Annotated in this window: 8 protein-coding genes; 4 read left to right on the top strand and 4 right to left on the bottom strand. The window is 73.3% G+C overall.

Translation table 11 applies throughout. The annotated features are described in order from the left end of the window. Positions 1-28: 28 nt before the first annotated feature. From ACF9IK_RS31230 to ACF9IK_RS31215, 4 genes are all read right to left on the bottom strand, one after another. Positions 29-832, bottom strand: a complete 804-nt coding sequence (locus ACF9IK_RS31230) for an excalibur calcium-binding domain-containing protein (protein WP_395297417.1) — start codon at positions 830-832, stop codon at positions 29-31. Positions 833-971: 139 nt separating this feature from the next. Next, positions 972-5,183, bottom strand: coding sequence for an NEW3 domain-containing protein (locus ACF9IK_RS31225; RefSeq protein WP_395297416.1), 4,212 nt, complete (start codon positions 5,181-5,183; stop codon positions 972-974). Positions 5,184-5,207: 24 nt separating this feature from the next. Beyond that, on the bottom strand, positions 5,208-7,658 hold the full coding sequence (locus ACF9IK_RS31220) for an endo-beta-N-acetylglucosaminidase (protein ID WP_395297415.1): 2,451 nt from the start codon (positions 7,656-7,658) through the stop codon (positions 5,208-5,210). Positions 7,659-7,911: 253 nt separating this feature from the next. Further along, on the bottom strand, positions 7,912-8,988 hold the full coding sequence (locus ACF9IK_RS31215; protein ID WP_395297414.1) for a LacI family DNA-binding transcriptional regulator: 1,077 nt from the start codon (positions 8,986-8,988) through the stop codon (positions 7,912-7,914). Between the two features lie 295 nt (positions 8,989-9,283). Here ACF9IK_RS31215 and ACF9IK_RS31210 point away from each other — a divergent pair, with 295 nt between their 5' ends. From ACF9IK_RS31210 to ACF9IK_RS31195, 4 genes are all read left to right on the top strand, one after another. Next, on the top strand, positions 9,284-10,570 hold the full coding sequence (locus tag ACF9IK_RS31210; protein WP_395297413.1) for an ABC transporter substrate-binding protein: 1,287 nt from the start codon (positions 9,284-9,286) through the stop codon (positions 10,568-10,570). Between the two features lie 101 nt (positions 10,571-10,671). Further along, the gene (locus ACF9IK_RS31205; protein ID WP_395297412.1) at positions 10,672-11,544 is read left to right on the top strand and encodes a carbohydrate ABC transporter permease; all 873 of its coding nucleotides are present in this window, start codon (positions 10,672-10,674) and stop codon (positions 11,542-11,544) included. A gap of 3 nt (positions 11,545-11,547) precedes the next feature. Further along, positions 11,548-12,456 carry a carbohydrate ABC transporter permease gene (locus tag ACF9IK_RS31200; protein WP_395297411.1) on the top strand — a complete coding sequence of 303 codons (909 nt, stop codon included), beginning with the start codon at positions 11,548-11,550 and terminating at the stop codon, positions 12,454-12,456. Positions 12,457-12,526: 70 nt separating this feature from the next. After that, entirely contained in the window at positions 12,527-13,801 is a 1,275-nt protein-coding gene (locus tag ACF9IK_RS31195; protein WP_395297410.1) for a glycoside hydrolase 5 family protein, read from the top strand. The last annotated feature ends 29 nt before the right edge of the window (positions 13,802-13,830 follow it).

The raw sequence follows: 13,830 nt of genomic DNA, 5'->3' as shown, positions 1-13,830 counted from the left end.
GACGGCCGGGACCCGCCCGGGGCGGCGGTCACTCGCAGGCGACGCCGTCGTTGTCGCGGTCGAGCCCGGCGCGGTACCCCGCGCCGCCCCGGTGCAGCGGAGCCACGCCGGCGGCGCGGGCGGCGGCGCAGTTGGCGTAGTACGGCGCCGCCCCGCCACCGCTGGAGCCGGAGGCGGCCGAACCGCCGGAGGACGAACCACCGCTCGTGGACGAGTCCGCGCCGGAGGAGGAACCACCAACGGAGGACGAACCGCCGCTCGTGGAGGAGGCCTCGCAGGCGACGCCGTCGCCGTCCGCGTCCAAGCCCGCGCGGTACCCCGCGTCGCCCCGGTGCAGCGGCGCGGCACCGGCCGCGCGGACGGCCGTGCAGTTCGCGTAGTACACGACCGACGAGGCGGTCGGCGTGGGTGTGACCGCCGGAGCCGCCTTCGGCGCCGACGTCGGGGTGGGCGCGTCCGCGGCGGTCGGCGCGGGGGTGTCCGCGGGAGTGTCCGTGGGCGTGGCGGTAGGTGTCGGGATCGGGGTCGGGATCGGGGCCGGCGTGACCGGGCTCGGGGCCGGGGCGGCCGCGGAGGACGACGTGGCCGCAGCCGGCTGGACGAGCTCGGTACGGCTGGGCTTCGGGTCCGCGAGCACCGCACCGAACCAGATCAGGCAGTAGATCCCGCCGATCACACTGGCGGCGATCTTCACCGGCCGCTGCCAGAGCGAGGTCCACACCAGCACCAGGCCGAGCGGCGGCACGAAGAGCAGGGACAGGACGATCGCCGCGGGTCGACGCCACCACGGGCGGGTCGGAGCGGCAGCCGGCGGTGGGTACGCGTAGGTCATTGGCCCATGAGATCACCATCCACTCATCACCCACACAGAAATAGATCACATTTCAACCACAACTGTCCCGGCCTCCCTCCGGACACGAGGCGTCGGCGTCGGGCCGGAACACCGCGCCCGCCAGGGGAAGGCCGGGTCGTCACCGATCCACCGTCAGGGAGACCGCCGGGGTGTACTGGCAGCGGCCGAACCACATCACCTTGGCGAGCGCCCAGTACGTGCCCGGGTCGGCGTCCTCGGGAGCGGCGAGGTCGAAGGACGCGGTCCGCACGGCCCCGGCGGGGACCGTGAAGCCGCGGACGGGAGTGCCGACGGCCTCCCAGGTGCCCCAGGGCGAGACCAGTTGCAGTTCGCCGCGGATCTCACCGCGGGTGCGGTTGGCGAGGCGGAGGTCGAGAACGGCCCGGCCGCCGGGGGTGAGGCGGACCGACTCGGCCAGGACGGTCGCGGTGAGGCCGGTGTCGCGGCCCACCGGGGAGGTGGTGCCCTGGGCCGCGGTCCAGTCCTCGGGAGGTGTGCCGGGTGCGGGGAGCAGCTCCGGCAGGTCACCCACCGCCACGGTGGCGACGTCCTCCACCTCCTGCCCGTCGTGCGCGATCCGGACGGCGGCGAAGTACAGGCCCGGCTCGACCCCCGCCGGCGGGGTGAGCTCGACCGGGAACCGCAGATGACCGCCGGCCTCCAGCCGGTAGGGCCGGGCCTCCTGGCTCGCCGTCCAGCCCTCGGGGGGCAGCACGGTGGCGGTGCCTTCGGCGGCGGCGTCCCGCAGCTGGGAGGCGAGGACCACCGAGAGCTCGACGGGCTCGCCCGCCGTCCGCAGCAGTCCCGGCGAGACGCCGACCGACACCGGCAGGTAGCCGAGCGGCGCCGGGCCCCGGTTGTGCAGCCAGTACCGGGCGTGCACCGGCTGGGCGGCCTCGGCGACGACGCCGAGGACCGGACCGCCCGGATCGGCGGTGACGCCCGGTCGGGCCAGCACGGTGACGATCTGCGAGCCCGCCAGGCTCAGGTCCTCTCGGCCGGTCGGCTGCTCCAGCAGGTCGGCCCGGTACAGGTCGGACAGGCCGAGCGCCCCGCCGAGGGAGACCGTGCGGCGGCCCAGGCCGGTGGCCTCCACCAGCCGGAGCGTGAGCCGCTCCCCCACGGGCGCCGCCGAGCCATGGGCGACGGGGTTGCCGGCCGGCTTGAGGGCGCCGACCAGCACCTCTCGCGCCGGTTCGACCCGCAGCCAGGAGAGGACGGGCGGCAGCGGACCGTTCCGGGCCGGGGCGAGCCGGGCGTACAGCGGGTGGTTGAACTCCTGGCCCCGGGCGGGCAGGGCCCCGGCCCGCCAGTCGCCCGCACCGCCCACCAGCGCATACTCGAACTCGTGCGTCCAGTGCTGGAGTTGGAAGGAGGAACCGTCGGGAACGGTGCGCCGGGGCGGGTCGATCCAGACGCCGGAGGGCCAGCCGGTGCAGGACCGCAGCAGCGAAAGGTGGAGGGCGCCGGTGGCGTCGACGGCGAAGCCGGGCAGGCCGAAGGTGAGCAACGCAACGGTGTGGTCCGCCAGTTGCTCCGTGGTCGGACCCGGGCAGACGGCGGTGATCCGGGCGTCCGCGAGGTCCGTGGCCAGCGCGTCCGGATCGGTGACGACCAGCGCCGGGAGCGCCCGCAGGTCGCGCAGGTCCGTGCCGGTTCCGCGCCCCGGCCCGGCCGGGACCCAGACGGCGCCGTGCGCCTTGAGCGCGGCCGCGTACTCCTCGCCCGCGCGCTCGATCAGCTCGCGCGCCGCCTCGTTGGCGTCCGGACCGCCCAGGACGATCCGGAAGTCCGGCAGGTTGGAGTCGACGTCCAGCCACCCGTACCGGGCCCAGTCGGCCGCGGAGGTGGTCGCGGTCACGCCGACCCGGGCGAGTGCCACCACCAGGGCGCGCGCGTCGGCGGCGGCGTCCAGCTCGGGGACGACCACCTCGGCCACGCCCAGTGCCCGTTCGCCGATCACCGCACCGGCCGGGTCGGTGAGCACCACGCGGGCGGTGGCGCCGAGGCCGAACCAGGTGTGGGCGGGGTTGTCCAGCGTCCACGGCGCCTCGGCGGAGTCGACCTCGGGCCGGGCGAAGCCGCGGCCGACGACCGCCCCGGCCACCTCGCTGACCGGGCGTGCGCCGGGGAGGTCGACCGGGAAGCACAGCCGCAGCAGGCGGTCGGCACCCGCGTGGTCGACCACCCTGGTCCGGCAGTCGACGCGGTCGAGGCCGTGCCACAGGGTCACCGTCTGCTCGTAGCGGATGCCGTCCACCGTCCCGGCGACCACCAGCCGCTCCCCCAGCGGGCCGGTCTCCCGCCGGACGCGAGCCGGCTGCTCGGCCGAGCCCCGGACCGGCCCCTTGGGGACGAGGTGCCACGGGCCCTCGCCGAAGTCGGGGTGCTGCGGGTACTCCTCGTGGACCCGCAGCTCGTTGCCGACCCGTCCCACCTGGATCAACTCTCTGTCGTGCAGGCGGTCGCGAACGGACGTCAGACCGCCGCCGCGGGCCGGATCGGCGGTGACCCGGTACCGGGCGTTGGCGATGGTGTGGCCGTCGACCGCCGACCAGCCGGTGTCCCGGTCCGCGCCAGTGGTGTTCCCGGCCGCGTCGGTGCCCCCGACGGGGCCGGACAGCAGCCGCCACGTCCGCCAGCCCAGCGCCGGCACGTCGGCGGCCAGGAACCGCAGCGTGCCCCGGTCGACCGAACTCGGCACGGTGGAGCCGGTGTCGTCCAGCACCCGCACCGACCGGAGCTCCGCCGGCAGCCGGACGGAGACCAGGTCGGTGCGGACGAAGGACAGCGTGTTGGCGACGACCACCGCCTCACCCACGCCCGTCGTGTCGATCCGCCCCGTGAGCGCCGCCAGCGACCGGTCCCGGACGTCGGTGGCCAGGTCGTACGCCTCCCGCCACCCGCCGAGCAGGTCGAGGTAGACCTGGTCGGACTCCGAACCGGTGATCGCGTCGTGGTGGGCGCCGCTCGCCAGGTGCCGCCAGGCCTTGTCCAACGCGGCCGAGGGGTACCGCCCGAGCCCGTGCACCATGGCCAGGGTCGCCAGCTTCTCGGCGTCGACGGCGGCCACCTCCGCGGCCCGCTGCGCCTGCTTGGTGTCGATGTAGGAGACGTCCTTGCCGGTGTAGACCGGGTTCATGTCCCGGGACTGCGGGCTCGGCCGCCGCCCGTTCGCCGCCTGCTCGGCCCGGACGGCGTCCAGGAAGTCGCGCGGGGTGCCGCAGACGAACCGCGGCCAGAGGTACTTCGAGGCCCAGGAGCGGTGGACCGCGGTGACCCAGCGGTTCGGCGGAGTGTAGTCCGTGCCCACCGGCAGCAGCAGGTTCTTCGTCGCACCGACCGGCTTGAGCTTGCGGTACAGCTCGTAGACGGCCTGCTCGGCGGCGGCCAGGTCGGGCGAGGAGTCCATCCACCAGCCGGCCGAGTAGTGGTGGGGCATGTAGTGGGTGAGCACGCCCTCACCGGAGGGCGAGATCCACTCGAACTCGCTCGGGAACTGCATCACCCGGGCGTCGTCCTTGGCGGCGCGGAAGTTCTTCTGGATCGGCCCCCACTGGTGGAACGGCCCGCGCGCCCAGGCGCTTCCGGTGAGCCCGGCGGCGGCCAGCAGGCCGGGGAACTGCGGGTCGTGGCCGAAGACGTCGAGCTGCCAGGCGGTCCGCGGGTCGCCGCCGAGGATGTCGCGCTGGTAGCCGATGCCGAGGACGATGTTGCGGATCGTGCTCTCGGCTCCGGTGAGGTTGGTGCTGGGCTCGTTGTAGGTGCCGCCGACGAGCTCCACCTGCCCGCGCTCCAGCAGCCGCCGCAGTGCCTCCCGGCGCTCCGGGTGCTGGTCGAAGTAGGGCTTCAGGTAGTCGACTTCGGCGAGGACGAAGCGGTACACCGGGTCGCGCAGCGCGAGGTCCAGGTGGGCGTCGACCAGGGCGAAGCCGTTGTGCTCCCAGAGCGGCCGGGTGGTGGCGTCGCCGGAGAGCAGCTCCCACGGCGCGGTGTAGGCGGCCTGGGTGTTCCACCAGACCGGGTCGTAGTGGAAGTGCGGGACGAGGTACATGCTCCAGCCGGGCTCGGCGACCTCGACCTCGGCCTCGGCGCGGGCGCCACCGGCCCGCACCTCGACCGGGAGCCGCTGCCCCGGCGCGGCGGCCGCGCCGATCTCCAGGGGGACTTCGACCGGCCCCGTGCCGACCGCCTCGCCGTACACCCCGGGGCCGGTGACGGTGATCCGGACGGGCGGACCGTCGAGGGTGACGCGCAGCAGCTGGCGCGGTGCGTCCTCGGTCCCGGTGAAGAGGTCCGTGCTGTCGACGGCGGTGATGGTGACCGACACGGGGTGGTCCTTCCTCCGGCGGGGCTACGCGCCCCAGGCCTCGAACTCGTAGATGCGGGCGGCGGGGTCGGCGGTCTGGGTGGGCCTGGTGACGACCAGGCGCACGTAGCGGGCGCCGGTGTTCACCGGGTGGGTGGTGGTACCGGCGGTGTTGCCGGTCACGGTCGCGACGGTGGTCCACGGGTCGGTGCTCGCCGAGCGGACCTGGACGGTGAAGTCGCGGGTGTTGTAGGAGGAGCTCTCCCCGCCCGCCGAGGCGTGCTTGACCACGAACTTGGACAGCGTCCGGGCCGAACCCAGGTCGACCTCCAGCCACTTGCTCGACGTCAGGGTGCACCACTTGTCACCGTTGCCGCCGTTCACGCTGCCGTTGACCGCCTTGGCGGCCGTCTCGTCGGCGTTGCACCGGCCGGACGCGGTGGCCGGTCGGCCGAGCGCCAGGTTGGTGGCGGTGGGCGGGGTGGCGCTCCAGGAGACCGTGGCGGCGGCCGCGGCGGAGCGGCCGTACTCGGTGGAGACCGCCTCGACCTCGACCGTCGTGCTGCTCTCGCCACCCGCCCGGTCCAGCCGGTTCACGAAGTACGCGTCGGAGGGCGTGGCCCCGAGGTACGTCCGGGAGCCGTCCGCGTTGCGGCGGTACACCTCGTAGTGGTGGACGGGGGCACCGCCCGCCGAGGCCGTCCAGGAGAGCCGAAGCGACTGGCTGCTGCCCGCCACCACGTCGCTCGCGCCGAGCACGGTGAGGCCGCTCGGGGCGGCGGGGGCGTCCACGGCACCGTCGTAGACGGCGAGCTGGCCGACCCGCAGGTCGTAGGCGGGATTCGATCCCTCGGCCTGCAGGCCGATCTGGGCGATGGTCCGGCCCGCGTAGGCGGAGAGGTCGAGGGTGTGCCGCTCCCACCCCGTCCCGGAGTTGGCGCCCAGGTCGAGGGTGGTGAAGGAGGTCGGCGCATCGGTGAAGGAGATCGCGGCCTTGAGCGAGGTCGGCCCGGCGGCAGGGGTCTTGAGCACCACCGAGAGCCTGGAGTCGGCGGCCACCGGCAGCCTGGTCTGGTAGAGCCGGATCGTGTTGACGGCGTCCAGTCTGCCGCTGAGGCGCAGCGAGGATCCCCCCTCGTAGGCGTCGGTGAAGTCGACGGACGGGGTGAGCCTGCTGCCGGTGGAGCTGACCAGCCAGCGGTAGGTGGGCGGGACGTCCTGGAGCGAGAGGTTGTTCCAGCCCCCGGTGGCGACCCTGGTGCCGGCCGCGTTGTGGAAGTCGCCCTGCCCGGTGGAGAAGTTGGTGACGAAGGGCTTGGCGGTGATCGGCGAGGACTCGGCGACGTAGGTCGACAGGCCCTTCCAGGCGGAGGACGTCGTGGTGTCGGAGGGGTCGTTGTTGGCTCCGACCCAGTAGCGGGCGTCCTTGGCGTAGAAGTCGGCGCGGTCGGCGGCGGACTTCCACGTCCACTCGGGGCGGTAGAGGCCGACCGAGGTGGTGTGCGGTTTGCCGGCGGGGAAGAGCGCGTTCCAGTCCACGCCGGTGTTGTAGCCGTTGGCCTCGGTGTCGATGCCGGAGTAGAGCTCGTACTCGCTGCGGCCGAGGCCGCGGGCCAGGCTGCGGGAGGAGTCGAGGCCGCCGGCGCTCCAGTTGAAGTTCAGGAACATCGAGTCGGCGGTCCGCTTGGTGCCGTCCTGCAGGAAGGAGTCGTTGGCGGAGGTCAGCGCGTTCTGCCAACTCACCGAGCCGGACTCGGTCATGGCGTCGTACCACATGAACTCGGTGCCGTTCTGCGCCTTGGTGTACTGCATCAGGTTGCGCAGCTCGGCGGCGAGGGACGAATCGCCGCCGCCGGTCTCCTGGTTGATGAACCAGCCGTCGAAGCCGTAGTACCGGGCCGCCTGGACGAGCTTGTCGGCGACGGGGTAGCGGCTGCCGGACTTCTGGACGAAGTCGCGGACCCACTGGAGCTGGCCGCCGTAGGCGGCGGGCGGGAAGAAGACGGTGCCGTAGACCTTGACGCCGTTGCGGTGGGCGGCGTCGATGACGGTCGGGTTGGGGGCGAGGATCAGGCCCTCGCCGGCCGAGCCGCCCCAGAAGACCAGCTTGTCGACGTACTGCCAGTAGCCGAAGGCGTAGTAGTCGGCATCGGCGGAGCCCTGGGAGGGGTTGTTGGAGGTCGGCCCGAAGGAGACCAGGGAGGCCACCTTCCCCTCGCCCGCGCGGGCGTCGGGGTTGGCCTTGAGGGCCGGGTCGCTGGTGCGGGGCTGGAGCGGGACGCGGGAGCGGTTGAAGCGCGCGTCGGGGTCGGTGGCCGGGTCCCAGCCCAGGATGGTGTTCGGGTACCAGTACGAGGCGTAGGGCTGGGTTCCGGGGGCTGTCGTGGCCGCCCGAGGGGCGGGGGCGGCCGGGGGTTGCGCGTGGGCGGCCGGGGCGGCGCCCAGGACGGCGGCCCCGAGGGCGGCGCTCAGCAACAGCGGGAGGCGTCGTGACATGCGTGGCTCCGATCGAGCGGAGGAGGGTGGGGGCGGGCCGGCGCGGTGCGGCGCGGCCCGGGTGCATGCGGCGTGGCGCTGTACGGGTGCAGGGGCGTCGGAGGGGTGGGCGCGGGGCAGGTCTGCGAGTGCCGGACGGCGCTCGGCAACCCGGTGCTCTGGAACGCGGTGCTGTTGCGCGGTGCTGTTGCGGTGCCGGCGCACGGATCCGGCGGGGCGGGGGGCACGGCGGGGCCCGCTCGGCGCTGCGAGGCTAAACCGGTTCAGACCCGCTGTCAACGGTCGGCGCAACGGTCGCCCGGACGGATGAGCCGGCGGCCGGCGGGGAGGTGGACTCGCGCACGGTCAGCCGCGGCGTGGGCATCTGCAGGTCGCGCGCGGGGCCGGTCTGGTCGACCACCGCCAGCAGGCTGCGGGCCACCTGCTCGCCCAGCGCGAAGGTGTCCCGGCTGAGCGCGGTCAGCGGCGGGTGGACGATCCGGGCGAGCACCGAGTCGTCGAACGACACGATGGAGAGCTCGCCCGGCACCGCGACGCCCATCTCCCCGGCCACCCCGAGCCCGGCCACGGCCATCACGTCGCTGTCGTAGACGATCGCGGTGGGCCGTCGGGGGCGGGAGAGCAGCGTCCGGGTGGCGGCGGCGCCCTCGGCGTCGCTGAAGTCGGTCGGCACCGAGACCGCCTCCTCCAGGCCGAGCCGGCGGGAGGCGTCGCGCAGCGCGCGGATCCGCCGCTGGGTGTGCTGGAAGTGCGGCAGGCCGGCCAGGTGGGCGATCCGGCGGTGACCGATCGCCGCCAGGTAGTCGACGATCGAGAGCATCGCCTCCCGGTCGTCGGCCCAGATCCGCAGCGGGCCCCCGCCCCGGCCGGGGCCGCCGAGGACGACGGCGGGCAGGGCGAGCTCCTCCAGCACCTCCGGCCGCGGGTCGCGGACCTGCAGGTCGACGACGATGAAGCCGTCCACCCGGTGCTCGGAGGCCCAGTTCCGGTAGACCTCGATCTCGGCGGCGGTGTCCTCGACGACCATCAGGTGCAGCGCGACGGAGTGCGCGGAGAGCACCGCCTGCAGGCCCGAGAGCAGCTGGCTGAAGAACGGCTCGACGCCGATGGTGCGGGCGGGGCGGGCGATCACCAGGCCGACGGCGTCGGCCCGGGCGCCGCCGAGGGCGCGGGCGGCACTGTGCGGCCGCCAGTTCATCTCGTCGGCGACCCGCAGGATCCGGGCCCTGGTCGCCTCGCTCACCCCGGGGCGTCCGTTGAGCGCGAAGGACACCGCACCCTTGGAGACCCCGGCCCGGCGCGCGATGTCGGCGATGGTCGGTCTGCCCACAGAACCCGACTCCTCTCTTGACAGCCAAGTTTAGGCCGGAGCATAGTCCCTGCCATAGCTAGACCGGTTTAGTACACCAGGTTGCGAAGGCCCGGCGGAACCCACCGCGTCCCCCAGCGCGGATCCCACGTCCCGACGCACGGCGAAACCCGACGGATCGACCCCGGCACGACCCCACGGCGACCGACCGCGACACCGACACCGACGGCAGTACCCACGACGGCACCCCAGCGGCACCCACGAGTTCCGGAACGCGCACCATCCCCCACCCACCCACCTGGACCGGGAGACCCTCATGCGAAGAATCTGGGCGGCACTGACGACGGCGGCCATCACCGCCACCGCACTCACCGGCTGCGGACTGAGCTCCGACACCAAGAGCGACGACACCGTGGCGAGCGCGGCCGCCACCGGCGAGGTCAAGGGCAAGGTCTCGCTGCAGACCTGGGCGCTGAAGCCGAAGTTCACCGACTACGTCCAGGGCGTGATCGACGGCTTCAAGCAGAAGTACCCGGGCGTCGATGTCGAGTGGCTGGACCAACCCGGCGAGGGCTACTCGGACAAGGTGCTCAGCCAGGCCGCCGCCGGCACCCTCCCGGACGTGGTCAACCTCCCGCCGGACTTCGCCCTCCCGCTGGCCAGGAAGAACCTCCTGCTGGACGTCGCCAAGGCCGACCCGAAGCTCGCCGACGAGTACGTGGCCGGCGGCGTCGACGCCTACCGCTTCACCGGCCAGGACGGCACCTTCGGCTACCCCTGGTACCTGAACACCGACGTCAACTACTGGAACGCGGACCTGCTGGCCAAGAACGGCCTGGACCCGAAGAAGCTCCCCACCACCCTGGACGAGCTGATCGCCCAGGCCCGGGTGTTCAAGGAGAAGGCCGGCGGCGACACCTACCTGATGAGTCGCAAACCCGGCCTCGGCGACCTCGTCGACGCCGGGGTCAAGGTGATGGCCGACGACGGCGGGTCCTTCACCTTCAACACCCCCGAGGCCGTCGCGCTGCTGGACAAGTACCGTGCGGCGTTCAAGGAGGGCCTGCTGCCGAAGGACGTCCTGACCGACACCTACGCCGGCAACTCCAAGCTCTTCAACGCCGGTACGGCGGCCTGGACGACCGGCGGCGCCAACTTCATCACCAGTGTCGGCACCGACAACCCCACCCTCGCCCCGAAGATCGTCCCCTCCCCCGCGATGGGCACCCCCCCGCTCTACGTGCAGGGCCTGTCCGTGCCGAAGAGCAGCAAGAACCCGGCCGCCGCGGTGGCCCTGGCCCGCTGGGTCACCAGCCCGGAGAACCAGGCCGGGTTCGCCCACCTGACCAGCATCTTCCCGTCCACCAAGGCGTCCGCGAACGACCCCTTCTTCAGCAAGAGCGACGGCAGCAACGCCGGCGACGCCAAGGTGGTCGCGTTCACCTCGCTGGCCAGGGCGAAGATCCTCCAGCCGGTCCAGGTCGACGACGCGATGAACACCGTCATCAAGCAGCAGATCGCCCTGGCGATCAGCGGCGACACCAGCTCGAAGCAGGCCCTGGACACCGCCGTCGAGCGCTGCAACCAGTTGCTCAAGGGCTGACGGCACCGGCCGCCCGTACCCGGTGGCGCGGCGGCACCCCCGCCCCCCGGGGGGGCGCCGCCCACCGGGAACGACCCGCACCGCCCCCAGGAAGGCACGGTATGACCCACCGGCGATGGTTCACCCCCTGGCTGCTGGCCGGGCCCGCGCTCCTCTGGCTGGCCGTCTTCAACCTCTGGCCGGCCGTCAACACGGTGATCCTCTCGTTCACCAGCGCCAAGCCCCTGGGCGGCGGGCAGTTCACCGGCCTGGCCAACTACCGGCGGATCCTCGACGACGACCAACTGGCCGACGCCCTCCTCAACTCCGTCGTCTACCTGCTGGTCTGCCTGCCCCTGCTGACACTGCTGCCGCTGCTGCTGGCCCTGCTGGTCCAGCGCAGGCTCCCCGGCATCGCCTTCTTCCGCACCGCCTTCTACACCCCGGTCGTCGCCTCCGCCGTGGTGGTCGCGCTGATCTGGGGCTGGGCACTGGACGACCGCGGCCTGGTCAACGGGGTGCTCCGGCAGAGCGGCCTCACCGACTCCCCAGTCTCCTTCCTCACCGACCGCTGGCTGCTGCTGCTCAGCGCCATCGCCCTGACCACCTGGAAGGGGCTCGGCTACTACATGGTGATCTACCTCTCCGCCCTGGCCAACGTCGGCCGTGACCTGCACGAGGCCGCCGCCGTGGACGGTGCGGGCGCCGTCCGCCGGTTCTGGCACGTCACCCTGCCCGGGGTGCGGCCCACCATGGTGCTGGTCTCGGTGCTGATCTCGGTCTCCTCGCTGCGCGTCTTCTCCGAGCTGTACGTGCTCTCCAACGGCACCGGCGGCCCCGGCGGCCGGGACATGTCGGTGGTGATGCTGATCCAGATGTACAGCCGCGGCTTCACCGGCCACCTCGGCTACGCCTCCGCGCTGAGCCTGCTGCTGTTCTTCCTCACCCTCGGTCCGATGCTGCTGCTGACGCGTCTGAACCGGAAGGCGGGCTGACCCGTGACCCCGACCACCGCCCCGCCCCGGACCACCGCGACCGACCGGGCCAGCGCGCCGCCGCGCCGCCGGTCCCGGACCTTCGGCTCCGCCACCCCCGCCCGGACCGCGCTGCGCTACCTGCTCCTGCTCGCCGTCCTGCTCCTGGTGATCGGCCCCTTCCTCTGGCAGCTCTCCACCTCGCTGAAGAGCGCGGACGAGGACGTCTACACCGCGACCCCGCACTTCCTCCCGGAGAGCCCGACCCTCGCCAACTACACGAAGGTCGCCGACACCATCCCGGTGTGGACCTACGCCGCCAACTCGCTGGTCGTGGCCGCGATCGCGATCCTCGGCAACGTGGTCGGCTGTACGCTGGCCGGCTACGCGCTCGCCAAACTGCGGTTCCGCGGCGCCCGGTTGGTCTTCGGTCTCTTCCTGGCCACCCTGATCCTGCCCGGCGAGGCCACCATCGTCTCCCAGTACGTGACGGTGCGCAGCCTCGGCCTGGCCGACTCGCTGGTCGGCGTCGCGCTGCCCGGCGCGCTCGCGATGCTCAACGTGCTGCTGATGCGCACCGCCTTCGCGGCCGTCCCGCCCGAGCTCGACCAGGCCGCCCTGGTGGACGGCGCCAACGTCTGGCAGCGGCTCTGGCACGTCGGCCTGCCGAACGTGCGCGGCATGCTCAGCGTGATCGTCATCTTCACCTTCATCGGCGCCTGGGACGACTTCCTCTGGCCGCTGATCGTGCTCAACGACCCGCAGAAGTACACGCTCACCGTCGGTCTCCAGTACCTCAACGGCACCTTCTCCGCCAATCCGCGGCTGATCGCGGCCGGCACCATGATCGCCTTCCTGCCGATCGTGCTGGTGTTCGCCGTCTGTCAGCGCTTCTTCTTCAAGGGCGTGGAGGAGGGGGCCGTCAAGGGGTGACGACCGCCGGACCCGACCGCCCCGCCGCCGCGACCGCGACGGCCGCACCGACCGAGGAGGCCACCGCCGCATGACCGCCGCCCCCGCCCGCCCGGCCGCCGCCGCCCCGCGCTTCGGCGTCAACTACACCCCGACCGCCGGGTGGTTCCACCACTGGCTCGACTTCGACCTCGACACCGTCCGCGCCGACCTCGACTCGATCGCCGGGCTCGGCCTGGACCACGTCCGGGTCTTCCCGCTCTGGCCGGTGTTCCAGCCCAACCGCACGCTGATCCGCCCGCGCGCCGTCGAACAGCTCGCCGCCCTGGTGGACGCGGCCGGCGAGCGCGGGCTGGACGTCGCCGTCGACGGCCTCCAGGGCCACCTGTCCAGCTTCGACTTCCAGCCTTCGTGGACGAGGACCTGGCACCGGCGGAACATGTTCACCGACCCCGACGTCGTGGCCGGCCAGGCCGCCTACCTGTACACCCTCGCCGAGGCGCTGCACGGCCGCGGCAACTTCCTCGGCATGACGGTCGGCAACGAGGTCAACCAGTTCTCCGGCGAGCCGCACCCCGATCCGGACCGGGCCACGCCCGAGCAGGTCGACGCCTGGCTGCGGCGGATGGTCGACGCCTGCGAGCGGGGCGCGCCCGGCCGGCTCCACCTGCACGCCTCCTACGACGCCGCCTGGTACCTGGACGAGCACCCGTTCACGCCCTGGCACTCGGCCCGGATCGGCGCCGCGACCGCCGTGCACTCCTGGGTGTTCAACGGCACCGCGCAGCGCTACGGAGCCCGTTCCACCGCCACCGCGCAGCACGCCGCCTACCTGGTCGAACTCTCCAAGGCCTGGGCGGACGACCCGCACCGCCCGGTCTGGCTCCAGGAGGTCGGCGCCCCGGCTCCGCACATCCCCGCCGAGGACGCCGCCCGGTTCACCGGCGACACGCTCGCGGCCGTCCTGGACTGCCCGGACCTCTGGGGCGTCACCTGGTGGTGCTCGCACGACGTGGACCGCTCGCTGGCCGACTTCCCCGAGCTGGAGTACGGCCTCGGCCTGCTCACCACCGACCGCCGGGTCAAGCCGGCCGGCGCCCGGCTCGCCGAGGCGGTCCGCGCCGCGCGGGGCGAGCAGCGCCCGCCGCGGCCGCGGGCCACCGCCGTGGTGGTCGCCACCGGAGACGCGGTCACCGCGCCGAAGCGGTCGGTCTGCGGGCCCGGCGGGCCCGTCTTCGAGGCGTTCATGCGCCTCGCCGCGGACGGCGCCCGCCCCACCGCCGTCCTGGCCGAACGCGCCGACGACCACGCCCACCTGGCCGCCCGCGGCATCACCGAGACCGTCCACCCCGACGACGTACGCTGACGACGTCCGACCCTCCCTGTGATCCACCC

The organism is Kitasatospora hibisci (assembly GCF_043950205.1).
Taxonomy (GTDB): Bacteria; Actinomycetota; Actinomycetes; order Streptomycetales; family Streptomycetaceae; genus Kitasatospora; species Kitasatospora hibisci.
Note: the sequence above shows the minus strand (reverse complement) of the source record. Positions and strands in the feature narration are given on the sequence as shown.

Excerpts from the sequence above, each read along its gene's own strand:
- ACF9IK_RS31230 (WP_395297417.1), bottom strand. The coding sequence starts at position 832 with ATGACCTACGCGTACCCACCGCCGGCTGCCGCTCCGACCCGCCCGTGG.
- ACF9IK_RS31220 (WP_395297415.1), bottom strand. The coding sequence starts at position 7,658 with ATGTCACGACGCCTCCCGCTGTTGCTGAGCGCCGCCCTCGGGGCCGCC.
- ACF9IK_RS31210 (WP_395297413.1), top strand. The coding sequence starts at position 9,284 with ATGCGAAGAATCTGGGCGGCACTGACGACGGCGGCCATCACCGCCACC.
- ACF9IK_RS31205 (WP_395297412.1), top strand. The coding sequence starts at position 10,672 with ATGACCCACCGGCGATGGTTCACCCCCTGGCTGCTGGCCGGGCCCGCG.
- ACF9IK_RS31195 (WP_395297410.1), top strand. The coding sequence starts at position 12,527 with ATGACCGCCGCCCCCGCCCGCCCGGCCGCCGCCGCCCCGCGCTTCGGC.